At 61.6% G+C, this 22,127-nt stretch carries 20 protein-coding genes and 1 tRNA gene; 10 read left to right on the forward strand and 11 right to left on the reverse strand.

What is annotated here, in order from left to right; genetic code table 11:
- Positions 1-12: 12 nt before the first annotated feature.
- A complete protein-coding gene (locus E0502_RS03330; protein ID WP_137676531.1) occupies positions 13-1,977 on the forward strand; it encodes a tetratricopeptide repeat-containing sulfotransferase family protein in 1,965 nt (654 codons plus the stop codon).
- A gap of 142 nt (positions 1,978-2,119) precedes the next feature.
- Here E0502_RS03330 and E0502_RS03335 read toward each other — a convergent pair.
- Positions 2,120-2,209, reverse strand: a tRNA-Ser gene (locus E0502_RS03335).
- Between the two features lie 148 nt (positions 2,210-2,357).
- On the opposite strand from E0502_RS03335, the gene hspQ reads away from it, so the two are divergent.
- Entirely contained in the window at positions 2,358-2,738 is a 381-nt protein-coding gene (gene hspQ / locus E0502_RS03340; RefSeq protein ID WP_137676532.1) for a heat shock protein HspQ, read from the forward strand.
- 29 nt (positions 2,739-2,767) lie between these two features.
- Here the strand turns inward: hspQ and E0502_RS03345 are convergent, their stop codons facing one another.
- Complete coding sequence (locus E0502_RS03345) at positions 2,768-3,670, reverse strand: ABC transporter permease (RefSeq protein ID WP_137676533.1); 903 nt, start codon at positions 3,668-3,670, stop codon at positions 2,768-2,770.
- Positions 3,671-3,756: 86 nt separating this feature from the next.
- Between E0502_RS03345 and E0502_RS03350 the strand changes: the two genes are divergently transcribed.
- From E0502_RS03350 to E0502_RS03375, 6 genes are all read left to right on the forward strand, one after another.
- Positions 3,757-4,443 (forward strand): GcrA family cell cycle regulator, encoded by a 687-nt coding sequence (locus E0502_RS03350; protein WP_137676534.1) that lies wholly within the window; start codon positions 3,757-3,759, stop codon positions 4,441-4,443.
- Positions 4,444-4,553: 110 nt separating this feature from the next.
- Positions 4,554-5,303: a molybdate ABC transporter substrate-binding protein gene (modA, locus tag E0502_RS03355; RefSeq protein WP_137676535.1), complete on the forward strand. Its 750-nt coding sequence runs from the start codon at positions 4,554-4,556 to the stop codon at positions 5,301-5,303.
- The gene (gene modB / locus E0502_RS03360) at positions 5,300-6,001 is read left to right on the forward strand and encodes a molybdate ABC transporter permease subunit (protein WP_420813465.1); all 702 of its coding nucleotides are present in this window, start codon (positions 5,300-5,302) and stop codon (positions 5,999-6,001) included. Before modA ends, modB begins: the two co-directional genes overlap by 4 nt.
- The gene (locus E0502_RS03365) at positions 5,991-6,623 is read left to right on the forward strand and encodes an ATP-binding cassette domain-containing protein (RefSeq protein ID WP_137676537.1); all 633 of its coding nucleotides are present in this window, start codon (positions 5,991-5,993) and stop codon (positions 6,621-6,623) included. The genes modB and E0502_RS03365 overlap by 11 nt, the downstream gene beginning before the upstream one ends.
- A gap of 27 nt (positions 6,624-6,650) precedes the next feature.
- Entirely contained in the window at positions 6,651-7,175 is a 525-nt protein-coding gene (locus tag E0502_RS03370; RefSeq protein WP_137676538.1) for a DUF1993 family protein, read from the forward strand.
- Between the two features lie 26 nt (positions 7,176-7,201).
- The gene (locus E0502_RS03375; RefSeq protein WP_137676539.1) at positions 7,202-8,143 is read left to right on the forward strand and encodes a DUF481 domain-containing protein; all 942 of its coding nucleotides are present in this window, start codon (positions 7,202-7,204) and stop codon (positions 8,141-8,143) included.
- Here the strand turns inward: E0502_RS03375 and E0502_RS03380 are convergent.
- The 7 genes from E0502_RS03380 to E0502_RS03405 form a co-directional block, all read right to left on the reverse strand.
- Entirely contained in the window at positions 8,131-8,721 is a 591-nt protein-coding gene (locus E0502_RS03380; RefSeq protein WP_161593694.1) for a DUF3142 domain-containing protein, read from the reverse strand. The two genes, E0502_RS03375 and E0502_RS03380, sit on opposite strands and share 13 nt — an antisense overlap.
- 130 nt (positions 8,722-8,851) lie before the next feature.
- The gene (locus E0502_RS15030) at positions 8,852-11,005 is read right to left on the reverse strand and encodes a PA5441 family protein (protein ID WP_161593695.1); all 2,154 of its coding nucleotides are present in this window, start codon (positions 11,003-11,005) and stop codon (positions 8,852-8,854) included.
- A 96-nt stretch (positions 11,006-11,101) separates the two neighbouring features.
- The gene (locus tag E0502_RS03385; RefSeq protein WP_137676541.1) at positions 11,102-11,785 is read right to left on the reverse strand and encodes a spermidine synthase family protein; all 684 of its coding nucleotides are present in this window, start codon (positions 11,783-11,785) and stop codon (positions 11,102-11,104) included.
- 69 nt (positions 11,786-11,854) lie between these two features.
- Entirely contained in the window at positions 11,855-14,155 is a 2,301-nt protein-coding gene (gene pnp / locus E0502_RS03390; protein ID WP_137676542.1) for a polyribonucleotide nucleotidyltransferase, read from the reverse strand.
- A gap of 176 nt (positions 14,156-14,331) precedes the next feature.
- Positions 14,332-14,601 (reverse strand): 30S ribosomal protein S15, encoded by a 270-nt coding sequence (rpsO, locus tag E0502_RS03395; protein ID WP_137676543.1) that lies wholly within the window; start codon positions 14,599-14,601, stop codon positions 14,332-14,334.
- 14 nt (positions 14,602-14,615) lie between these two features.
- Positions 14,616-15,626, reverse strand: coding sequence for a tRNA pseudouridine(55) synthase TruB (gene truB, locus E0502_RS03400; protein WP_137676544.1), 1,011 nt, complete (start codon positions 15,624-15,626; stop codon positions 14,616-14,618).
- Positions 15,623-17,125: a sodium:solute symporter family transporter gene (locus tag E0502_RS03405; protein ID WP_137676545.1), complete on the reverse strand. Its 1,503-nt coding sequence runs from the start codon at positions 17,123-17,125 to the stop codon at positions 15,623-15,625. The genes truB and E0502_RS03405 overlap by 4 nt, the downstream gene beginning before the upstream one ends.
- 68 nt (positions 17,126-17,193) lie before the next feature.
- Between E0502_RS03405 and E0502_RS03410 the strand changes: the two genes are divergently transcribed.
- Positions 17,194-19,317 (forward strand): alpha-galactosidase, encoded by a 2,124-nt coding sequence (locus E0502_RS03410; protein ID WP_137676546.1) that lies wholly within the window; start codon positions 17,194-17,196, stop codon positions 19,315-19,317.
- Positions 19,314-20,801, forward strand: coding sequence for a glycerol-3-phosphate dehydrogenase (gene glpD / locus E0502_RS03415; protein ID WP_137676547.1), 1,488 nt, complete (start codon positions 19,314-19,316; stop codon positions 20,799-20,801). Before E0502_RS03410 ends, glpD begins: the two co-directional genes overlap by 4 nt.
- On the opposite strand, the gene E0502_RS03420 is transcribed toward glpD, so the two are convergent.
- Positions 20,794-21,486 (reverse strand): site-2 protease family protein, encoded by a 693-nt coding sequence (locus E0502_RS03420; RefSeq protein WP_137676548.1) that lies wholly within the window; start codon positions 21,484-21,486, stop codon positions 20,794-20,796. The genes glpD and E0502_RS03420 overlap by 8 nt on opposite strands.
- A 24-nt stretch (positions 21,487-21,510) precedes the next feature.
- Entirely contained in the window at positions 21,511-22,089 is a 579-nt protein-coding gene (locus tag E0502_RS03425; RefSeq protein ID WP_137676549.1) for a thymidine kinase, read from the reverse strand.
- Positions 22,090-22,127: the final 38 nt, after the last annotated feature.

The raw sequence follows: 22,127 nt of genomic DNA on the forward strand, positions 1-22,127 counted from the left end.
CAGGGCGGCACAATGACAGGCGAGACAACCGATCGAGAGGCACAACTGGCTGCAGCGCAAGACGCGCTGAAAGCGGGCGATTTTGCTGTTGGGCTTCGGCTTGCAGAGCAACTGCTGGCGAGCGATGCGGGCGATGCCGAAGCGCTCTACATGGCAGCTGTAGCCGCACGATACCTCGAGCAATTTGCCGCCGCAGCGCGCTATCTCCAATCGCTGCACGCAGCCTCTCCCGAATTCGGGCGGGCCTGGCAGGAGGGCGGCCATCTGGCCCGCGCGCAGGGCCGAGACAAGGATGCCATTCAGGCCTATCGCCGGGCGACGCAATTCAACCCGGCTCTGGTCGCAAGCTGGCGCGCGCTGGCAGAGATGCAATCAGGGGCCGAAGCGCAGACAGCCGCAGCTCAGGCGCAGCGAATCGCCGGTTTGCCGCGTGAACTGCTGGCGGTGACCAATCACCTGCACGAGGGCAGACCGCTCAAGGCCGAAGAGATCTGCCGCCATTACCTGCGCCAGCATCCCAGAGATGTCGAAGGGATGCGGCTGCTGGCTCAGATCGGACTGCGGCTGGGCATTCTCGACGACGCCGAATTCCTGCTCGAAAGCGCCGTGACTTTCGAGCCCGACAATATCCAGTTGCGGCTCGACTACATCGATGTGCTTCGCAAGCGGCAAAAGTTCGCCGCCGCGCGCGAGCAGGCCGAAGCGCTGTACGCACGCGATGCAAGCAACCCGCTATTCCAGTCGCACCTGGCGATCGAATGCATGCAGACCGGCGATTATGACCGCGCTTTCGAGCTGTTTGACGCGGTCCTCGCCCAGCTACCCAACGACCCGGCGACACTTACAAGCAAAGGTCATGCGCTGAAAACGACCGGGCAGCACGAGGCTGCGGTGGACAGTTACCGCGCAGCCTTTGCCGTCAGACCGGACCACGGCGATGCCTATTATGCGCTCGCCAATCTCAAGACCTATCAATTCAGTGACCCGGAAATGGCCGCAATGCGTGAACAGGTCGCGCGGCCCGATCTCGCTTTCATGGACCGCGTGCACCTCTCCTTCGCGCTGGGCAAAGTGTATGAAGATCGCAAGGAGTACGAAGACAGCTTCCGCTTTTACCGTGAAGGCAACGATCTGAAGCGCAGCCAGGCGCGCTACAGCGCCGACGCCATGAGCGAAGAACTGGCGCGGCAAAAAGAGGTCTGCACCGGGGATTTGTTCGCCAAACACGCAGGATCAGGTGATCCGGCACCCGATCCGATATTTATCCTCGGTCTCCCGCGCGCAGGGTCGACTCTGCTCGAACAGATCCTCGCCAGCCATAGCCAGGTCGACGGAACACTCGAGCTACCCAATATTCTGGCCCTGGCTCACCGGCTGCGCGGCCGGAAAGCGGGCGACAACCGTTATCCGCAAATCCTGCACGATCTCGAAGGCGAGCAACTGGCCAAGTTCGGAGCCGACTTTATCGAGAGCACGCGCATCCACCGGCAGGGGGCGTCGTTCTTCATCGACAAGATGCCGAACAATTTTCGGCATATCGGGCTCATCCATCTCGTCCTCCCGAATGCAAAGATAATCGATGCGCGGCGGGATCCGATGGATTGCTGTTTTTCAGGCTTCAAACAACTGTTCGCAGAAGGCCAGGAATTCACCTACGGCCTGACGGAAATCGGCCGCTATTATTCCGACTATATCGGCCTGATGGACCACTGGGACAAAGTCTTGCCCGGCAAGGTGCTGCGCGTGCAGCACGAAGATGTGCTCGACGATCTGGAGGCGCAGGTCAGGCGGATGCTGGACTATCTCGGTTTGCCGTTCGAACAGGCTTGCCTCGAATTCCACAAGACAGACCGTGCGGTACGCACTGCATCATCCGAACAGGTGCGCAAACCGATCAACCGCTCGGGTCAGGGCGCGTGGGTGCCGTTCGAACCCTGGCTGGTTGACTTGAAAACGTCGCTCGGCGCGCTGGCCTAGCGCAGATCCCGGCTCATCGGGACAGTCGCCGAGTGCCTGCAGGCGCGCCGCGAGATTTGCATCAAGCTTGCCACGCCGCACGTAGGCCTGATCTTGCCGCGCAAGCAATTCCATCGGCAACGGTCCATGACATTTCGGTATCTGGCGGAGAGGGTGGGATTCGAACCCACGATACGGTTGCCCGCATACCGCATTTCGAGTGCGGCGCATTCGACCTCTCTGCCACCTCTCCGCAGAAGTGCGTGGCCGCTGAAGGCCGGTCGAAGGCGCGCGGTTAGCCGATGCCCTGCTGCTTGCCAAGCCCCTTCTCCGCCCGAATTGGTGGAGGGCACACGTGGTTCGCTTGTTTTGCACCTGCGAAGGTCTATATTTCATTCGCTATGGAACGCAGTCGCTTCTTTTCCCAGCAGGCCGGTCGTGAGATCGACGTCCCCCGTCATGCGCGCGCGCGCTTCGGGATCGGTGATGTCGTGCGCCACCGGATGTTCGATTTCCGCGGTGTGGTGTTCGATATCGATCCGGTCTTCGCCAATAGCGAAGAGTGGTATGAATCGATCCCTGAACATATCCGGCCCAAGCGCGAGCAGCCGTTCTACCACTTGCTGGCGGAGAACGATGAAAGTTCCTACGTCGCCTATGTCAGCCAGCAGAACCTGCTGCCGGATTCTGACGGCGGCCCGGTGGATCATCCCAATGTCGATGAATTGTTCGAACAGTTCGCCAACGGGCGGTACCGGATGCGCCGTTCACTGACGCACTGACATGCGCTGACGCGTAATCGCGCGTCTGGTCAGTCTTTCAGCTTCCAGCCCGATTTGAGCACGCGGTACACAACAAGAGCCAGCACGAGGTTGAACACCAGCAAGCCGAGTGCCGCTTGCGACACCGCCATGTCCGTGTTGCCGATATCGCTTTCTCCCAGAAAACCGTATCGGAACCCCGAAATCACATAGAAGAACGGGTTGGCACGGCTGATCATCTGAAACGCCGGTGCAAGATTGCTGATCACGTAGAATGTGCCAGAGAGCAGTGACAGCGGCGCCACGATGAAGTTGCTGATCGCAGCGTTGTGATCGAATTTTTCTGCCCAGATAGAGGTCAGCAGCCCCATCAGCGCCAGCATGGTTGCCCCCATCAGGCCAAACCACACCACTGCCCAAAGATGCTCGACCGCCAGCGAAACGCCGGGATAAAAAGCCATCGCGAGGGCGACAGCCCCGCCGACCATCACCGCGCGAGTAATGGCGGCTGCGACGATGCCGGTCATCAGTTCGCCTTCGCTCAGCGGCGGCATCAGCAGATCGATGATCGTGCCCTGTATCTTGCCTGCGAGCAGCGAGAAGCTGGAATTGGCAAAAGCGTTCTGCATCATGCCCATCACAATCAGTCCGGGTGCGACGAATGTCGCGAACGGGACACCCAGCACTTCGCGCCCTTCCCGGCCCAATGCGACAGTGAAAATGACGAGAAACAGCAATGTTGTGACCGCTGGAGCCCAGATCGTCTGCGTCTGCACCTTGAGAAAACGCCGAACCTCCTTAATATAGAGGCTCCACAAGCCGATGCGGTTGATCCCGGTGAACACGGGCACCCCGCGCGGCGGCAACCGGCTCCCTGTGCCGGACGCGTCACCCGCGATTTGCGCAGGTGAAGGCGAAGACGATTTCTCGGCGGTGCGGGCTTGATCGGCCATAGGGGCGCGCCTAGGGCGAATGGCTTGCACTGGCAAGCGGCCCGATGATTCTGCGCCGGACAATAGAGCACTGGATTGAGCATAGAATGAGCTGGACTGACGAACGTATCGCCACTCTGAAAAAGATGTGGGAAGGCGGATCGACCGCGAGCCAGATTGCCGAAGAACTCGGCGGTGTGTCGCGCAATGCGGTTATCGGCAAGGCTCACCGCCTTGGCCTGAAATCGCGTCCCTCGCCGGTCAAGGCGAATGACAAGAAGAAAGCCAAGACCAAAGCTGCGGCCAAACCGGTGGCGCCCAAGCGGGCTGTACCGAAACCGGCTGCGAAAAGGGCGGCCCCTGCGCAGCCCGCTGCGCCCGCCGCAGCCAAGCCGGCGCAACCTTCCAGCGGCGGCAGCAACGCACCGCAGCCGATGCCCAACCCGGTTCCTGACCTGCCGAAGATCGTTTCCGTCGGCCCCGGCGGTTTTCTGCGGCAAGGTCCGGGCGACCAGCAGCCTCCGATTCCGCCGGCACCACCGCGCAGGCTGGTGCCTGCCAAGCCCGATCCGTCGATTGCCGACAAGACCAGCCTGCTCGACCTCAGCGACAAGGTTTGCCGCTGGCCGATGGGCCACCCAGGCGAAGCCGATTTCCATTTCTGCGGCCACGCGGTGAACCCCGGCTTCCCGTATTGCGTCGAACATTGCGGGCGCGCGTTCCAGGCACAGCTGCCGCGCGGTGCCCGCCGGCCCCCACCGCCCCTGCCATTTGGCGGTCCGCGCGTGCGCTGATAACGGCCAACAAAACACAGCTTGATTACGGCAGGGGCTGCAAGTTTCGGACTTGCGGCCCCTTGTCATATCCGCTCGACATATTCGGCTCTCCCGGCATAAAGGGCGCGATGTTTCGCCTGAGTCTGATCCTGTTGGCAATTCTCGGCGCAGTCGCAGCCTGCACTCCATCTGAGCCAAAAGGGCCGGTGGTTTTTGCAGCGTCGAGCTTGCAGGCGCCGCTGGAAGATCTCGCCGCACAATGGGAAGCCAGCGGGCGGCCCGCTCCGGTCCTGTCGTTTGCCGCATCGGCCACACTGGCCCGGCAAATCGAAAACGGCGCGCCAAGCGACATCTATATCAGCGCTGATCGCCAATGGATTGATTTCCTGCTCGACGAGAGCGGCAACGATGAATCGGTCTTGCGCCTTATCGCCCGGAATCGCCTCGTCCTGGCGCGCCATGCCGATGGCAAGGAATGGTCACGCGAGTCCGTGTTTGGCTCGCTGGACAGTTTGGCCATCGCAACCGGTGATCCGCAAACTGTTCCGCTGGGCCGTTTTGCGCAGGAAGCGCTTGTTTCCGAGAATTTGTGGGACGCGGCCGAGCCCAATATCGTCGGCGCGCAGTCTGCGCGGGCGGCTGCTGTTCTGGTCAGCCGCGGCGAAGCCCCGCTCGGCGTGCTTTACGCCAGCGATGCCGACAACACGGATGCCGTGGAGGTAGTGGCGATCTTCCCCTCGGCCAGCCACAGTCCGATCGAGTATTTCGCCACTCGGCTGCCCGCCAGCGCACACCCAGACGCAGACAGTTTCCTCGAATTTCTCGCATCCGCAGAGGCCGCAAATGTTTTTGCGCGGCATGGCTTCGTGCGCCCATGATGGCGCCGCTCAGCGCCGCCGAGTGGGACAGTATCGCGTTATCGCTCCAAGTCAGCCTGATCGCCGTCGGCCTCACTTTGCCGATTGCCTATGCTCTTGCCTGGCTGCTCGCCCGCAGACGCTTTCCCGGCCGTATGCTGCTCGACGCGCTGGTTCATTTGCCGCTGGTCGTTCCGCCGGTAGTCACCGGATATATCCTGCTGCTGCTGTTCGGGAGGACCGGACCTATCGGCGGCTGGCTGGAAGCCACCTTTGGTTTGACGCTGATGTTCCGCTGGACCGGCGCAGCGCTCGCGGCAGCGGTGATGGCGCTGCCATTGATGGTTCGCGCGATGCGGCTGTCGATCGAAGCCGTGGACCGAAAACTGGTGGATGCGGCCCGCACCTTGGGGGCAAGTCGCTGGCACGCATTTCGTACGATCACGCTCCCCCTCTCCATCCCGGGCATCCTTGCTGCGCTGGTGCTCGGCTTTGCACGGAGCATCGGTGAATTCGGTGCGACGATTACCTTCGTGTCCAATATCCCGGGTGAAACGCGCACTTTGCCGCTGGCGATCTACAGCGCGCTGCAGGTGCCGGGCACCGATATTGCCGTCGCCCGATTGGCGGTCATCGCTGTCTTGCTGTCGCTTGCTGCTCTCGTGCTGAGCGAATGGCTGATTCGTCGCAGCAGCGGGAAAGATGCACATGTCGTTTGACATCCATTTCGCCAAGCGCATCGGCAAGCGGGACATTGCGATGGAAATCGTCAGTGATGCTTCGCTGGTGGCGGTTGTCGGCCCCTCAGGCGTGGGCAAAACGACCGCTCTCAATTGCATTGCCGGTTTGCTGCGGCCCGAGTCAGGGAGGATTGCGATCGATGGCCAGATGCTGTTCGACAGCGATCGCCATATCGATCTGCCACCGGAACGCCGACGCTGCGGTTATGTGTTTCAGGACTGCCGGCTCTTCCCGCATCTGACGGTGGAGCAGAATCTCGGTTACGGCGAAGCGCTCGCGGCGGATTCCGCAGGGCTCGCGAAACGATCCGATTTGATCGAACTGTTCGATATTGCGCAATTGCTGGAACGCCGACCAGCCACGCTGTCAGGCGGGGAAACACGCCGTGTCGCAATTGCAAGGGCGTTGCTCTCGGTTCCCCGATTTCTGCTGCTCGATGAACCGCTTGCGTCGCTCGATCAGGATCGGGGTGAACAGGTCTTGCAATGTATCGAACGCGCGCGTGACGGGCTTGGAATCCCGATCCTGTATGTGAGCCACAATGCGGCGGAAGTGACCCGGCTGACCGACAGGGTGGTCGATCTTGCAATGTCCCGCTAAGCCCTGTTGCTCACAGGAGGAACACTGATGGCACTGTCACTGCGCGACGCGCTGATCCCGGGCTGGTTGCAGGTAACGGCTTCGGTCCGTGCCCTGGTCGACAAGGCAGACGATTGGTGTGAGCAGAACGGACACTCGCAGGCCGAGATGCTGGGTGCCAAGCTGGCGCATGACATGCTGCCGTTCGAGTATCAGGTCAAAAGTTGCTGGACTCACTCGGCGCACGCGCTCGACTGTGTGAAAGACGGCAAGTTCGTGCCGCATATGGACCCGCCGCCAGACAGTCTCGACGGGCTTCGCGTATTGCTCGACAAGGCCAGCGAGACGATGCAAAACACAGACACCGATGCGCTGGAACAGATCGCGGGGAATGACATGGTCTTTGCCATAGGCGAGAATTTCCGGCGCAATTTTACCGTTCAGAACTTCCTCCTCGGATTTTCCCAACCCAACTTCTATTTTCATGCGGCAACAGCTTACGACATCCTGCGGATGAAGGGGCTCGAGATCGGCAAGCGCGACTATCTTGGACAATTGCCGGTCGAAGACTGAACGCGGCTCAACTCAAGAGAAACCTTATGAAAAATCCGCTGCGCTTCGGCGCAATCTTTCCGATCGCGCCTTGCCTGTTGGCGGCCGCAGCGACCGCGACCGGTGCACAGGCGGCGTTGCCTGATCCGGTGCGTGCGATGATCGATGCCGCCATAGAAACCGGTGATGCGGACAAGGTCGCGACAATTGCCGAGCTGGCGAAAGCAACCAATCCGGATGATGTGGATGAGATCGATGCGGTCTTGGCCGCTTTCGATGCCGAGCAAGCGCGGCTTGCGGCACAAGCCGCCGAGCAGGAAGAGCGCGCCATTCGCGAAGCCGGACTGTTCGACAACTGGTCCGGTCGCGGCCAGCTGGGTGCTTTTCGTTCTACCGGAAACAGCAGCAACACCGGGGTGACTGCCGCGCTCAAATTGCAGCGTGAAGGCATCGACTGGCGGCACAAATTGTCTGCCGTTGCGGACTATCAGCGCAACAATGGTGTCACTACGCGCGAGCAGTTCCACATCGCCTATGAGCCGAATTACAAGCTGTCGGGCCGGCTCTACCTCTATGGGCTTGGCCAATACGAGCGCGACCGGTTTCAAGGCTTTTCGGCGCGCTATGCCGCATCGGCAGGGATTGGCTATCTCGTCATCGATGACGACGCCATTCAGCTTTCGGTGGACGGCGGTCCCGCTTATCGGCGAACCGAATTGATTGGTGGCGATACGACCGAACGGCTCGGCGGGCGCGCAGCGCTCGACCTGGACTGGCGAATCGCCGATTCGATCAAGCTGACCGAGGACGCGAGCGCAATGCTGCAAGCGGGATCGACCACACTGCTCGCCAGCACCGGAGTGGAAATCAAGATCGACGACAGCATGTCTGCCGGCATCGCCTATGTGATCGAACATGAAACCGATCCGCCAGCCGGTTCGGTCAAGACCGACACACTGACGCGCATCACGCTGATCTACGATTTCTGACGAAACCGTTTGGCCAGCAGGAACACGATATACCCTTTGAAACAGGGGTCTTGGGCGAGATGGGCGGGCGCGCGCCATTCTCCGCCCTGGACCACCGCAACCCGGAAAGGCATTTGCAGCCTTTCGGTCGCTGCAAGATAGCGCGCATAGTCAGGCGTCGTCGTGGTCTCTCGATAGGTCTGGATGACAATTTCGTCGAGAGCGGCGCGTAAAGCGGCGAGATCCGCATCGGAGGCATTGGTCGGCCAGTCCATCAACCCGGTGGCTGATAGCTGCATCCCTTCCGGCAGCTGCGCACGCAAAGCGCCGAGAAAGTTTGCGTAATTGCCGAGCTGGCCGGTCGAGGAATCGAAATCGACCTGTACGCCTGTCAGCTCGCCGCTTCGGTCCCAGCGGCGCGCGGCTTCCGACAGCTGCGCATAGGCCGGTTCCCCCCAGTCGAGCCGCTCGGCCCGGACGACCAGCCACATTTCGCCCGCACCGCCGGATGGGACTGTGCGGCGCAGCGGCACGATCCGGTCAGGATCACCCCTCCGCAATTCGCCCCACAAGAGGTAGACCGCATCGGCCCGCTCCATCGAGGGCGGCGGCTCAACCCCGCTCCACAGGTAAAACGCGGAATATTCTGACGGATCGACCCTGGCAGGTTGCGCGCTCTCCCTGCTGCACGCGGCGAGCCCGAGCGCGAGGAAAAGCGCGAGCCAACGCTTACCAGTAATAGTCCAACCCCTGCGCCCATTTGGTGGCGCCATAGTCACGCTTGATACGGTCGAACCACGCCTTGCGCTGGCTTTCCTCGACCCCGTCGCCGCCGCAGGTGTTGTGGTTGGCAGGAGCATAACAGCGAATGGCGCGATAGAGCGCGTAAGCGCGCTGATCACGCGATGCGCGGCGGTCGGCCATTATCGCAGTGTAGAAGTCATGTCGCGGGGTCACATCGCCGGGATATGTCTGCGTATCGCCCAGCTGCGGCGGTACGCCTTCCTCTTCATAGCGGCTATGCAATTCGAACTCGTCGAAGCCATTCAGGCGATAGAAGTCACCGAGGCACAACCGGCCATCCACATCACGCGGATCGCGTGCCAGGGTTTGCGCGGTCTTTGCCAGGGTCGGACAGGCATAGCCATCTGACCACTTGCCATCGGTGAACAGGTTTAGCGGCGGCACCTCGGCTTCATAGATCCCCCACAGCCCGTATTGCTCCTCATCGGGATTAAATTTCGACGCGAACGGATAGTCCGCCATGAACCCGGCGTATTCGCCATGGCGCAATTGCTTGAGCAACACGGTGAACAGCGCGAAGGCCTGCTCGCTCGGGTCGGCATCCTCCGCGCGGACCTGTTGCTTGAGGATATCGGGACCGGCTGACCCGCCGAGCAGGATCCGCCGGATGCGCGCATCCGTTATCGGGGAATCGGAGGCAAAGACCTTGTCCAGCTTGCCCTGCTGCTCCCACAAGCGCGCAAGTGCCAGCTCGACCGAAGGCCGCTGGTAAATGCCTTTTGCCCCGTTGATCAGTTCGAGCCAGAAGCCTTCCTCGTTGCGATCCCCCAGGGCATGGAGCGCCAGCCCGCGCAAATACTGGCGACTGAAAGCGAGCGGCGTGTAGCTTTCCCGGCGGGCATCGTCCGGCAGCAGGTCCCGCACCGCACGGTAATCTTTCGCGACGTAGAATGCATGGTTGGCTTTCACGAAGCCATAAAGCTCCGGGTGATCGCCGAAGATGTCGGCCTGAGCTTCGATCTCCTCGATCGAAATTGCGTCGGCACCGAATTGCTGCTGCTCGGCCTCGTAGTTCCAGCTGCGCATCCTGCGCAAGTCATCTACCGCCTGCAACACGGGATCGGCAGGTGCCGCCCGGCCATCGCGCACAAGCCATTTGTCATCGACCTCTTCGATCAGCTGTGCCGCTTCCTCCTGTGCCGGGTCGATCTCTGACAACAGCTCGGCATAGACCGCCCCGAGCCTGTCATATTCCCTCTGCAGCCACAGCGCCTTGCGGATCAGGCCGCGCGCCGAGCTGGCGTAACGCCCTCCGGGATAGGCATTCAGATAAGCGTGAAACGCGTCTTCAGATCCCTTGGCAATCGAGCCATCCGCTGCTGCGACATCAGTGTATCCCCAGCGATCCTCTGCCGTCGCGATAGCTTCATTGAGCCGGGTGCGAGCGATCATGTACGAAGAGGTTTCAGCAACCCAGGGGTCGGTTCCGTCCTCCTGGAGCATGGTGTAATATTGCTCGGCGCGTTTCCATTCGCCGCTGTAGAAACTGGCCGACCCTTCGAGATAAGCCATGAAATTAAGCGCGGGATCGGCGGCGATCGGGCTTGCGATATTGGCGAAGTACCCGCCCTGCCCCGGAGCGCCCCATGTGCCGGGACCGTTCTTGCAGGCATCCGTCAAACGCTCTCTCGATTGAGTCAGAAGTTCCAGCTCATCGCGATCGAGCGCCGGCCTGTCACGCAAGGCAGTGAGGAATGCCGCCCGGCCGCTATCTATCGTCTGGCACCGATCGCCATAACCATAGAGGATCGATCCGGAATCCGCCTCTTCATCATACGGCTCGGGCGGAAACCAGGCATCGCGCAGATCCTGCCAGCGGATGAAGTTTCTGCCATAAAAGCTGCGCCATTCAAGATCGGGGTAGTTCCGATCACGCCCGTCAACACCTGCCCTGTCCTGCAAAAGCAGGAAGATGTTGATCCGGGTATCGTTGCCGGGAGAAATGGCGATCTGGCTTGTGCAAGCCAGATCCCGATTTTCCGGGCGCCAGTCGGGCGTACAATAGGCACCGCCCGCAAGCGCCGGCAATGCCCAGACGCTCGCCACGAAAGCCCCCAATCCCAGGATTGATTTGCGCATGTCGTGCCCTCCCCACCTGTACAGCGCAGCCATCATTCCACACGATGTATGAACTGCGCAAGAACGCGCATTGGATATGTCAGCAGCGGACTTGCTTTAGCGGACCCTGGTCGCGAACCAGATGGTGTGATGGGGACCCTTGTTGTTCGGACGGGCGCGAACCGTCTGCACATCGACCATCAGCCCGGCATCTTTGAGCCGCCCGGTGAACTTGTGATCGGGCGCAGCAGACCACACCGCAAGCACGCCGCCGACTTCCAGCGCATCACGCATCCGGGCAATCCCGGTCCGCGTATAGAGCCGCTCATTGCCTTCGCGCACGATGCCATCGGGACCATTGTCGACATCGAGCAGGATCCCATCATAGAGCGGCGTGGTCCCGTCACCGGCGTCGTCGATCAGCGCAGCAACGTCGGCAAGGATAACCTCACCGCGCGGATCCTTCAGGCAATCTCCGGTCAGATGCGCCAGCGGACCTTCCGCCCACTGGAGGATTTCCGGCACGACTTCCGCCACCACGATTTTTGCGTCCTGCGGCGCATGTTCCAGCGCCGAGCGGAAGGTAAAGCCCATGCCATAGCCGCCGATCAGGATGCGCGGCGCAGGCTTGTCGATCCGTTCGAGCGTCAGCCGCGCGAGCTGTTCTTCGCTGAACTGCATCCGCGTGCCCATCAACTCGTCGCGTCCAAGCATGATGATGAAATCGCGCCCATGGCTGACGAGCGTCAGCTCCTCCCCATCGGGGATGCGGGCGGTGGCTATGGTTTCGCGGGGTAACACTGGTTGATTCTCCAAACAGAAAGGGCCGCCCTTTCGAGCGGCCCTCTCAATCTAGACAAGTCTTGCGACTTAGTCTTTCAGGAAGTCCGGCACATGGGCTTCACCGCCGCCGTTTCCGCCGCCGTTTCCACTATCGCCACCGCCGTCACGGCCACCGCCGCTACGACGCGGGCCGCCACGACCGCCGCGGCGATCACCGCCGCCGCCACTGCCGCCGCGAGGACCACGGTCACCGCGCGGCTTGTTTTCGCGCGGAGGACGGGTGTCTTCCAGTTCTTCACCGGTTTCCTGGTCAACAACGCGCATCGACAGGCGGACCTTGCCGCGCTGGTCGATCTCGAGAACCTTGACCTTTACTTCCTGGCCTTCGGACACGACGTCGGTCGGCTTCTCGACCCGCTCGTTCTTCATTTCGGACACGTGGACGAGACCGTCCTTGCCGCCCATGAAGTTCACGAACGCACCGAAATCGACGATGTTGACGACCTTGCCGTCATAGATCTTGCCGACTTCGGCTTCTTCCGTGATGCCTTCGATCCACTTGCGTGCAGCAGCGATCTCGTCCGCATTGGAAGAGCTGATCTTGATCACGCCTTCGTCGTCGATATCCACCTTGGCGCCGGTTTCCGCGACGATTTCGCGGATCACCTTGCCGCCGGTACCGATAACGTCACGGATCTTCGACTTGTCGATCTGCATCGTTTCGATACGCGGAGCATGCTTGCTGACTTCGCCGCGGGCATTGCCCAGCGCCTTGGTCATTTCACCCAGGATGTGCGCACGGCCGGCTTTCGCCTGTTCCATGGCAGTCTGCATGATTTCCTTGGTGATGCCGGCAACCTTGATGTCCATCTGGAGGCTGGTGATACCCGCTTCCGAACCGGCCACCTTGAAGTCCATGTCGCCCAGGTGATCTTCGTCACCCAGAATGTCGGACAGCACAGTGAACTCGTCACCTTCAAGGATCAGGCCCATGGCGATGCCGGATACCGGACGTTCGATCGGAACGCCTGCGTCCATCATCGACAGACAGCCACCGCATACGGTCGCCATCGAGGACGAGCCATTGGACTCGGTGATGTCGGACAGAAGGCGGATGGTGTACGGGAAATCTTCATGCGCAGGCAGCACCGGGTGCAGCGCGCGCCATGCGAGCTTGCCGTGGCCGGTTTCGCGGCGGCTGGTGAAGCCGAAACGGCCCACTTCGCCGACCGAATAGGGCGGGAAGTTATAGTGCAGCATGAAGTGATTGTACGAGAGGCCTTCCAGCCCGTCGATCATCTGCTCTGCATCCTTGGTGCCCAGCGTGGTGGTGCAGATTGCCTGCGTTTCACCGCGCGTGAACAATGCCGAACCATGGGTCCGGGGCAGCAGGCCGACCATCGCTTCGATCGGGCGGACTTCGTCGGTCTTGCGGCCGTCGATACGCTGGCCGTCCTTGAGGATGGCACCGCGAACGATTTCAGCTTCCAGTTTCTTGACCGCCTTGTTGGCGACCATCTGGGTCTGGCCGTCTTCGTCAGCGAAAGCTTCCTTGCCCTTGGCCCGTGCGAGGTTGAGTGCATCGCTGCGCTGGCCCTTGTCGGTCAGCTTGTAGGCAGCGGCGATATCGTCGCCGATGATGCCGCGCAGCTTTTCCTTGATCGCCGAGGTGTCGTCAGACGTGCTGACTTCCCACGGTTCCTTGGCTGCCTGCTCGGCCAGATCGATGATAGCACCGATAACCTTGCGGCTTTCGTCATGCGCAAACATGATCGCGCCGAGCATTTCTTCTTCGTTCAGTTCCTTGGCTTCGGACTCAACCATCATCACCGCGTCTTGCGTTGCAGCAACGACGAGGTCGAGACGGCCTTCGTCGAAGATGGTGTTCACGGCCGGGTTGAGGACGTATTCGCCATCGACGAAACCGACGCGTGCAGCGCCGATCGGGCCCATGAACGGAAGACCGGAAATGGTCAGGGCAGCAGATGCGGCGACCATCGCAACGATATCCGGCTCGGTCTCGCCGTCATACGACAGGACCTGGCAGATTACGTTGATTTCGTTGTAGAACCCTTCGGGGAACAACGGACGGACCGGACGGTCGATCAGGCGCGAGGTGAGGGTTTCCTTCTCCGTAGCGCGGCCTTCGCGCTTGAAGAAGCCGCCCGGGATACGTCCCGCAGCGGAAAACTTTTCCTGATAGTGGACGGTCAGCGGGAAGAAGTCCTGCCCTTCGCGTACACTCTTGGCGGCGGTCACGGCGCACAGCACCACGGTTTCGCCATAAGTGGCCAGCACTGCGCCGTCGGCTTGACGGGCGATCTGACCTGTTTCGAGGGTGAGGGTCTTTCCGCCCCACTCAATCGATACGGTTTTCTTGTCGAACATGTATTTTCCTTTTGAACCCGCATGACGCCTGATTGCGCGGCGGGGCCTACTGTGCCGGGGATTCCGTCCCGGTCCGGTGTGGGGCTATGTTGCTATGCCCCCGAGATCACCAGCCGGATGCCGGTGATCTCAAATGCGAAAAAGGCGGCCCCTCGGAGCCGCCCTTCACGAAACTCTTATTTGCGAAGACCCAGCTTCTGGATCAGCGCGTTGTACCGCTCAAGGTCCTTCTTTTTCAGATAGGCGAGCAGGCTACGACGCTTGTTGACCATCTGCAGCAGGCCACGACGGGAATGGTTATCCTTGTGGTGGTCCTTGAAGTGGCCGGTCAGGTTCTTGATCCGCGCGGTCAGGATCGCAACCTGAACTTCGGGGCTGCCCGTGTCGTTCTTGTCGCGGGCGTTGTCCTGGATAATCGTTGTCTTCTCATCGGGTGCTACCGACATATGTTTTCTCACTTTTACTCAGCGACATCGGAAAGGTTGAAGCCCCGCACGACTTTCATCGCACCACCGTTGAGTTCCACCAGCGCAACCGGAATGTTTTCCAGCTTCGCGAAGTAAAGCCCGTCGGTGTGGGGCAACCCGGAAACGACCCGGCCCTGGCGGACCGCCTGCGCGCTTTCCGGATCGAGAGTTAGGGCCGGGATGTCGTCCAGCCCCGCCTCGAGCGGCAGGAGGAGGTCTTGAAGTGGCGCGCCCTTACCGATTTCGTTGAGATTGTCCAGCGAAATCGCCTGTTCCTGGCGGAACGGGCCAGCCTTGGTTCGCCTTAAATAGGTGACGTGACCGACCGTTCCAAGGGCGCGCGCGATATCCCGTGCAAGGGAGCGGATGTAGGTGCCTTTGGAAACATGCGCAGTCAGGGTCACCGCATCGGCAAGTTCGAGCGGAATCGAAGCATCGTAAGGGTCCGGCCTGCCGGCGGTCGTCTGGAAAGTAGACGTCAGGCCGGGATCCTCCCGCTCCCCGGCAAAGGACAGCGAATGTATCGTTACGCGGCGGGTCTTGAGTTCGATCTCTTCCCCCGCCCTTGCGCGGTCGTAGGCTCGCCTGCCGTCCACCTTCAGCGCGGAGTAGGCGGGCGGCACCTGCTCGATTTCGCCGGTGAACGTCGCAAGCACTGCCGCGATGGCCGCCATCGGCGGGCGACGGCCGGAACGCTCGACCACTTCACCGGCCGCGTCGAGCGTGTCGGTCTCTTCGCCGAATTGCACGGTGAAGTCATAGATCTTGCTCGCATCGAGCATCCGCCCGGCAAGTTTGGTCGCTTCGCCCAGCGCGATCGGCAGCACCCCCTCGGCTTCCGGGTCGAGCGTACCGCCATGCCCGACCTTGGGCATGTCTTTTTTGGTTGGGGCATAGCCGCCTTCGCGCAAATTGCGCTTCACCGCCGCGACCGCCTGCGTCGAGCCAAGGCCGCGCGGTTTATCGAGGATCAGCCAGCCATTCAGTGCGGGATGTTTGGTCATACCCCGTCAGGCTGCCGGCCAGCGTTCCCGAACACGAGTTGCGCGCGGTTGCCGAAGACCACAAGGTTGGTCAGCAGCGCGACCAGCACCGAGCTGAACAGCACGAACACCATCACGTCGATATAATGCACCCACGGCAGGCCGATGGTCGCGTACCATGTCTCGCCGCCGAAATTGTCCGGGACGTAGAGATAGAAGGTGTGCAGCGCATAGGTGCCGAAGCCCCACGCAAGGCCTGCAACCGCCGCGCGCGCGTCCATGTTGCGGAACAGCAGCGCGGCGATGAAGGCGGACAGAATCGGCATGGACAGAAGGCCGTTCAGTTCCTGCAGCAGGTTGATGATGCTCTCCGCCCCGGCGTAGAGCGGAACGAGCGCGATAGAGACCAGCATGGCGAGAATACCGACCACCCGGTTGAGGATTTTCACATCGACCTGCGGATTGATGAAGCGGCGGTGGAAATCGACTGACCACAGAGTGATCGTAGCGTTCATCACTGCGGAATAGGTCGTCAGCACCGCCGCCGCAATCATCGCGGCGAACATGCCGCTGGTCCAGTCGGGCAGCACTTCACCGACGACCATCGCATAAGCACGGTCGTCCACGTCGCCGAACAGCTTGAACGCGACGATACCGGGGATCACCACGATGGGCGGCACGATCAGCACGCGAATAATCGCCGCAGCGATCACGCCTTTCTGCGCTTCTTTCACATTCGGGGCCGCAAGCGCTTTCTGCGTGATGTTCTGGTTGGTCGACCAGTAGAATATCTGGATGAACAGCATCCCGGTAAACAGCGTGTGGAGCGGGATCGGGCTGTCGAGCGAACCGATCATCGTCAGCCGTTCTTCCGGCACACCGGTGGTGATATCCCACCCGACCGCCTGCATCGCAAGGAACACCACCACCAGCGCCAGCGCGAGAATGCCGACTCCCGCATAAGTGTCGAGCACCGCAACCGCGCGCAGTCCGCCGAGAATGGCATAGGCTGCACCAACCACCGCAAACACTGCCGCAACCGCCGTGATCGAAGCTTCGACCCCGAACAATGTCTGCATGAACAGCGCGCCGGAATAGATCACTGCGGGCAGGTAGATGAGAAAATTGCCAAGCAGGAAAAGCCCGGAGATGACCGTGCGGATGCTGCCGCCCTTATAGCGCTGCTCAAGCAACTGGGTGATCGTGGTGCAATTGTTGCGATAGTAAATCGGGACGAAGACGAAGGCGAGCAGCAGCAGGCCGATGAAGCCTGCCAGTTCCCACCAGGCGAGCAACAGCATCTGGTTGCCGTTCATGCCCACCAGCTGATCTGTCGAGAGGTTGGTCAGCGTGATCGCGCCCGCGACGAAGATCCAGCTGAGCCCCCCACCGGCGAGGAATATCTCCTTGTCCGCCGAGGCATGGCTCGCCGCGCGCGCCGCAGCGACCTTGCGCCACGTCATCAGCGCCAGCAATGCCATCAGCGCGGCAAACACCAGGATCTGTACTAAGCTTCCCATCGGCAAATTTTCCCTTCCCTAACCGCGCGATAGCGGGCGGCTGCGAAATCCGATAGAGGCGCTGTGCAATGACCCGCGGGCAAACACAAACTTCTGACGAAAGTGACCATGGCTTGGTGATCCTTGAAGCCGGGGGCGCGATGATTGTCATGCGCGGCAGGCATGGCTCGCGGCTGAGCGTGCTGTACGCCGGTCCGGCATTGCCCTCGGTCCGGGCCGAAGAGCTGGAGCAGCTTTCCCACCGCCAGCACGCACCGGGTGGGCCGGAAGAACCGGTCGATGCGTCATGGCTGAACGCCGTTGGCACGGGGCATCCCTCGCCGCCCGGATTGCTCGCGCACAGCGATGGCGAGCACTGGGCGCTCGATCCGCGTGTGGTCCAGGCAACAGTGACCGCCAAACGCAGCGCAACCATTGTCACCCGAGACGCTGCAAGCGGGCTGCGCTTCGACCATTCGGTACAGATCGACCCGGCAAGCGGGGTAGCATCATTTGCCACCAGCGTGATCAACGACGGGGCGCGCCGCGTGGCACTGGATTGGTGCGCAGCCGTCTGCCTTCCGATCGATGAGCGGATACGCCGGGTGGCCAGCTTCACTGGCAAGTGGGCGAATGAATTCCAGATCGAGCAACACGACCTCGCGCGCGGTTCTTTCGTCCGTGAAAGCCGCGCGGGGCGCACCAGTCACGACTGTTTTCCAGGCCTGTATCTCGGCACGCCGACGACGGGGGAAGACCACGGACCGGCCTGCGCATTGCATCTCGCATGGAGCGGCAACAGCCGGTTGCGCGCCGACAGTCTCCCGGATGGCAGCGTCTCTGTGCAGGCGGGCGAATTGCTGCTCCCGGGCGAGATCATGCTTGAACCGGGTCAGGAGTATTCTTCCCCGACAGTTAACGCGTGCTGGTCCGATACCGGCTATGGCGAAATTACCCGGCGGCTGCACCGCTTCGTCAGTGCAATCTCGCCCCAGCCCGCTGGCCCGCGGCCGGTTCATTACAACACCTGGGAAGCGGTCTATTTCGACCATTCGCCGGAAAAGCTGCTCGCGCTGGCTGACCATGCCGCCAGCGTAGGTGCGGAACGTTTCGTGCTCGATGATGGCTGGTTCGGCGCCCGGCGCAACGACCGTGCCGGCCTGGGCGACTGGTTTGTCTCCGCTGATGTCTATCCGGGCGGGCTTGGGCCGCTGGCCGATCACGTCCGCAGCCTCGGCATGGAGTTTGGCTTGTGGTTCGAGCCTGAAATGGTCAATCCCGACAGCGACCTCTACCGCGCCCATCCGGACTGGATCCTGCAGGCTGACGGGTTGGAGCCGATTCCTTCGCGCCACCAGCTACCGCTCGACCTCACGCGCCGCGAAGTCCGTGATTACCTGTTTGAGCGGATCGACAGCCTCGTGAGCGAGCTCGGCATCGGCTACATCAAGTGGGATATGAACCGCGATATCCAGCACCCTGGCGGTGCGGACGGGCGGCCAGCAATGCACCGTCAGGTTTGCGCGCTCTTCGATCTGATCGACCGGCTCCGCAGCGCGCATCCGAAGCTCCAGATCGAAAGCTGTTCAAGCGGCGGCGCGCGGGCCGACTACGGAATCCTCGCACGGACGCATCGGGTCTGGACGAGCGATAACAACGATGCGCGCCAGCGATATGCGATCATGCGCGGTGCAGCGCAGTTCCTGCCCCTGTCGGTGCTCGGCAACCATGTCGGGCCGAAGCGGTGCCACATCACCGGACGGCGGTTCGATATGGCGTTCCGTGCGGGCACGGCGGTGTTCGGCCATATGGGCATGGAGCTCGACCTCGCGAGCGAGACCGAGACGGACCGGGCCGTGCTGGCAAAGGCTATCGCGTTGCACAAGCGCTATCGCGCACTGATCCATGCCGGGGCCTATCACCGGCTGGCGGTGCCCGACCATCTCAGCGGCATGGGCACGGTGTCGGGGAATCGCAGCGAGGCGCTCTTTCAGATCGCCGTACTCGACCAGCATCCCGCCACGCATCCGCCGAAAATCCGCTTTGCCGGGCTGGATCCGGCGCGGCGCTATCGCCTGACCTGCGTCTGGCCGGAGAGTTTGCGGACAGAGCCAGCGTCCTTTGCCGGCTCGGCACTGATGGACTTCGGAATGCAATTGCCACAGACTTTTCCCGACACCTGCCTGATCTATCACCTTGAGAGCGACGCATGACCGACAGCTACGACCTTCTCGTGATCGGCGGCGGCATCAACGGCGCAGGCATCGCCCGCGATTCGGCCGGGCGCGGCGCAAAGGTGCTGCTGGTGGAGAAGGATGATCTGGCCAGCCACACCTCGTCCGCATCGACCAAGCTGGTTCATGGCGGCCTGCGTTATCTTGAGCATTATGAATTCCGGCTGGTGCGCGAGAGCCTGATCGAACGTGAACGCTTGCTGCGGCTCGCCCCGCATATCATCTGGCCCTTGCGCTTCGTTCTGCCGCATGATGCAGGGCTGCGCCCGAAATGGATGCTGCGGCTCGGCCTCTATCTGTATGACTACATCGGGGGCCGCAAACTCCTGCCGCCAACAAAGACGGTCGATTTGCGCCAGCCGCCACATGCCGATGTGCTGGAAGACCGGTTGACCACTGGCTACGAATATTCCGACTGCTGGGTCGAGGATGCGCGGCTGGTGGTGCTCAATGCTCTGGATGCACAAGAAAGAGGCGCGGATATCCGCACGCGCACCGAATGCGTCGGGCTGGAACGCCATGCCGACCACTGGACAGCGCAATTGCGCGATGCATCCGGTGCAGCGAGCGAAGTCTCCGCCAGCAAGGTGGTCAATGCCGCCGGACCATGGGTCGATGCAGTGCTCGGCAAGGCGATCCCGGCCGAACGGCACCAGAACCTGCGTCTGGTCAAGGGAAGCCACCTGGTGTTCCCGAAACTTTACGAGCACGACCGCTGCTATATCTTCCAGAACGGCGACGGGCGGATCGTCTTCGCTATTCCCTATGAACACGATTTCACACTGGTCGGCACGACCGACGTGCTGTTCACCGGCGATCCGGACAAGATCGACATATCGGACGAGGAAGGCCGCTACATCTGCGATGCGATCAACGAATATCTGCGCGCCGATGTGTCACCCGAACAGGCCATCTGGTCCTATGCCGGGGTTCGCCCGCTCTATGACGACAAATCGGCCAGCAACTCGACCGTCACCCGCGACTATGTGTTCGAGCTCGACGACCAGGGCGGCGCGCCGATCCTGTCGGTGTTCGGCGGCAAGATCACCACCTTCCGCAAGCTGGCCGAACACGCGCTGGAGAAACTCGGAGGCCTGGGCGGGAAGGCGTGGACCGGCGATGCGGTGTTGCCGGGCGGCGATCTTGGCCCGCATATCGAAGACGGGGAAGAACTCGCAGCCAATTTCGCCTGGAGCTACGAGACATGGTCGCAGGATACGATTTACCGGATGGCGCGGGCTTACGGCTCACGAATGGCAAAAGTCGTCGGTGCGTTTGACGACCCGGCCGACCCGGGCGCCGAAATCGCACCCGGCCTGTTCGAAGCCGAGCTGCGCTACCTGCGCGAGGCCGAATTCGCCCGCACGGCCGAGGATGTTCTCTGGCGGCGCAGCAAGCTTGGTCTGCATCTGCCAGCCGATGCCGCCGCCAAAATCGACGCGTGGTTCGCCCGCTCTAGCTAGCACCGCTCCCGGAAATCGCCTGCGCAATACCGAGATACCTCTCCAACATCCACTCGACCGGCGGGCCGATGGTGTTGCCGATAATGTTCCACTGCGGGAATGCCCAGCTTGCAGCAATGAGCGCGATCAACAGGAACATGCCATACTGCTGCAATTTGCCCCAATGCCGCGACAGCGACGGCGGCAGCAGCCCCTCAACGATATGACCGCCATCGAATGGCGGGATCGGTAGCAGGTTGAAGATGGCGAGGAACAGGTTGATCAGGATAAAATAGAACAGGCCCTCGACCAGAACACCCGGTTCGGAGAAGTTCTCGACCGATATGCCGGGCGCCATCAGACCCAACAGCACCGCACCCACCAGCGCCAAGAGCAGGTTCATCCCCGGCCCGGCAGCAGCCACAGCCATCATGCCGTAACGCGGGTTGTTGAGCCGGTTCTTCATCACCGGCACCGGCTTGGCCCAGCCGAAAATCGGGCCGCCCATCAGCCACAGAGCGCCCGGCACCACCAGCGTCCCGATCGGGTCGACATGCTTGATCGGGTTGAACGTCAGCCGCCCGCGCATTTTCGCGGTCGGATCGCCGAGCATATTGGCAACAAGGCCATGCGCAACTTCATGAAACACGATCGCGATCACCAGACAGGGGATCACAATCAGGGCGAGCAGAATGCCGTCGGTCATGCGCTGTAGATAGGGTCCGGCACCCTATACCGCCATAGCCTCGGAAAAATGCTTGCGGCACAGCGCCAGATAGCGGTCGTTGCCACCGATTTCGGTCTGCGCGCCCTGCTTCACCGCGGCGCCGCTGGCATCGACCCGCAAATTCATGCTCGATTTGCGGCCGCAGTGGCAGATTGCCTTAAGCTCTGTAAGCGAATCCGCGATTCCCAGCAGCGCTGCCGATCCGGGGAACAGTTCACCCTGGAAGTCCGTCCGCAGACCGTAACACAGAACCGGAATACCCGCCTCGTCCGCCAGACGCGCGCATTGCCACACCTGCTCCCTGGTCAGAAACTGGGCTTCGTCGATCAGCACGCAGTGGACCGGTTCCGCCCTGTGCGCCGCCATCACCCTTGCCCACATATCCGTTTCGCCTTCGAACAGATGCGCGCCCGCTTCCAGCCCGATGCGGCTGGCAATCGGCTTTCCTCCGGAACGGTCGTCCAGCGCAGCGGTCCACAGCATGGTCGACATGCCTCGTTCGCGGTAATTGAAATCCGCCTGCAGCAAGGTGGTCGATTTGCCCGCATTCATGCTGGCGTAGTAGAAATAGAGCTTGGCCATGCACCGAAGCTAGCCGCGCCTTGGGCAGAGCGCGAGGT

This window comes from Parerythrobacter lutipelagi (assembly GCF_005434975.1).
Lineage (GTDB): Bacteria > Pseudomonadota > Alphaproteobacteria > Sphingomonadales > Sphingomonadaceae > Parerythrobacter_A > Parerythrobacter_A lutipelagi.

Coding starts and splice junctions, on each gene's coding strand:
- E0502_RS03350 (WP_137676534.1), top strand. CDS start 3,757: ATGAGCTGGACTGACGAACGTATCGCCACTCTGAAAAAGATGTGGGAA.
- E0502_RS03365 (WP_137676537.1), top strand. CDS start 5,991: ATGTCGTTTGACATCCATTTCGCCAAGCGCATCGGCAAGCGGGACATT.
- modB (WP_420813465.1), top strand. CDS start 5,300: ATGATGGCGCCGCTCAGCGCCGCCGAGTGGGACAGTATCGCGTTATCG.
- modA (WP_137676535.1), top strand. CDS start 4,554: ATGTTTCGCCTGAGTCTGATCCTGTTGGCAATTCTCGGCGCAGTCGCA.
- E0502_RS03370 (WP_137676538.1), top strand. CDS start 6,651: ATGGCACTGTCACTGCGCGACGCGCTGATCCCGGGCTGGTTGCAGGTA.
- rpsO (WP_137676543.1), bottom strand. CDS start 14,601: ATGTCGGTAGCACCCGATGAGAAGACAACGATTATCCAGGACAACGCC.
- E0502_RS03405 (WP_137676545.1), bottom strand. CDS start 17,125: ATGGGAAGCTTAGTACAGATCCTGGTGTTTGCCGCGCTGATGGCATTG.
- pnp (WP_137676542.1), bottom strand. CDS start 14,155: ATGTTCGACAAGAAAACCGTATCGATTGAGTGGGGCGGAAAGACCCTC.
- E0502_RS03375 (WP_137676539.1), top strand. CDS start 7,202: ATGAAAAATCCGCTGCGCTTCGGCGCAATCTTTCCGATCGCGCCTTGC.
- truB (WP_137676544.1), bottom strand. CDS start 15,626: ATGACCAAACATCCCGCACTGAATGGCTGGCTGATCCTCGATAAACCG.
- E0502_RS03410 (WP_137676546.1), top strand. CDS start 17,194: ATGACCCGCGGGCAAACACAAACTTCTGACGAAAGTGACCATGGCTTG.
- E0502_RS03380 (WP_161593694.1), bottom strand. CDS start 8,721: ATGGAGCGGGCCGATGCGGTCTACCTCTTGTGGGGCGAATTGCGGAGG.
- glpD (WP_137676547.1), top strand. CDS start 19,314: ATGACCGACAGCTACGACCTTCTCGTGATCGGCGGCGGCATCAACGGC.
- E0502_RS03420 (WP_137676548.1), bottom strand. CDS start 21,486: ATGACCGACGGCATTCTGCTCGCCCTGATTGTGATCCCCTGTCTGGTG.
- E0502_RS03425 (WP_137676549.1), bottom strand. CDS start 22,089: ATGGCCAAGCTCTATTTCTACTACGCCAGCATGAATGCGGGCAAATCG.
- E0502_RS15030 (WP_161593695.1), bottom strand. CDS start 11,005: ATGCGCAAATCAATCCTGGGATTGGGGGCTTTCGTGGCGAGCGTCTGG.
- E0502_RS03345 (WP_137676533.1), bottom strand. CDS start 3,670: ATGGCCGATCAAGCCCGCACCGCCGAGAAATCGTCTTCGCCTTCACCT.
- E0502_RS03330 (WP_137676531.1), top strand. CDS start 13: ATGACAGGCGAGACAACCGATCGAGAGGCACAACTGGCTGCAGCGCAA.
- hspQ (WP_137676532.1), top strand. CDS start 2,358: ATGGAACGCAGTCGCTTCTTTTCCCAGCAGGCCGGTCGTGAGATCGAC.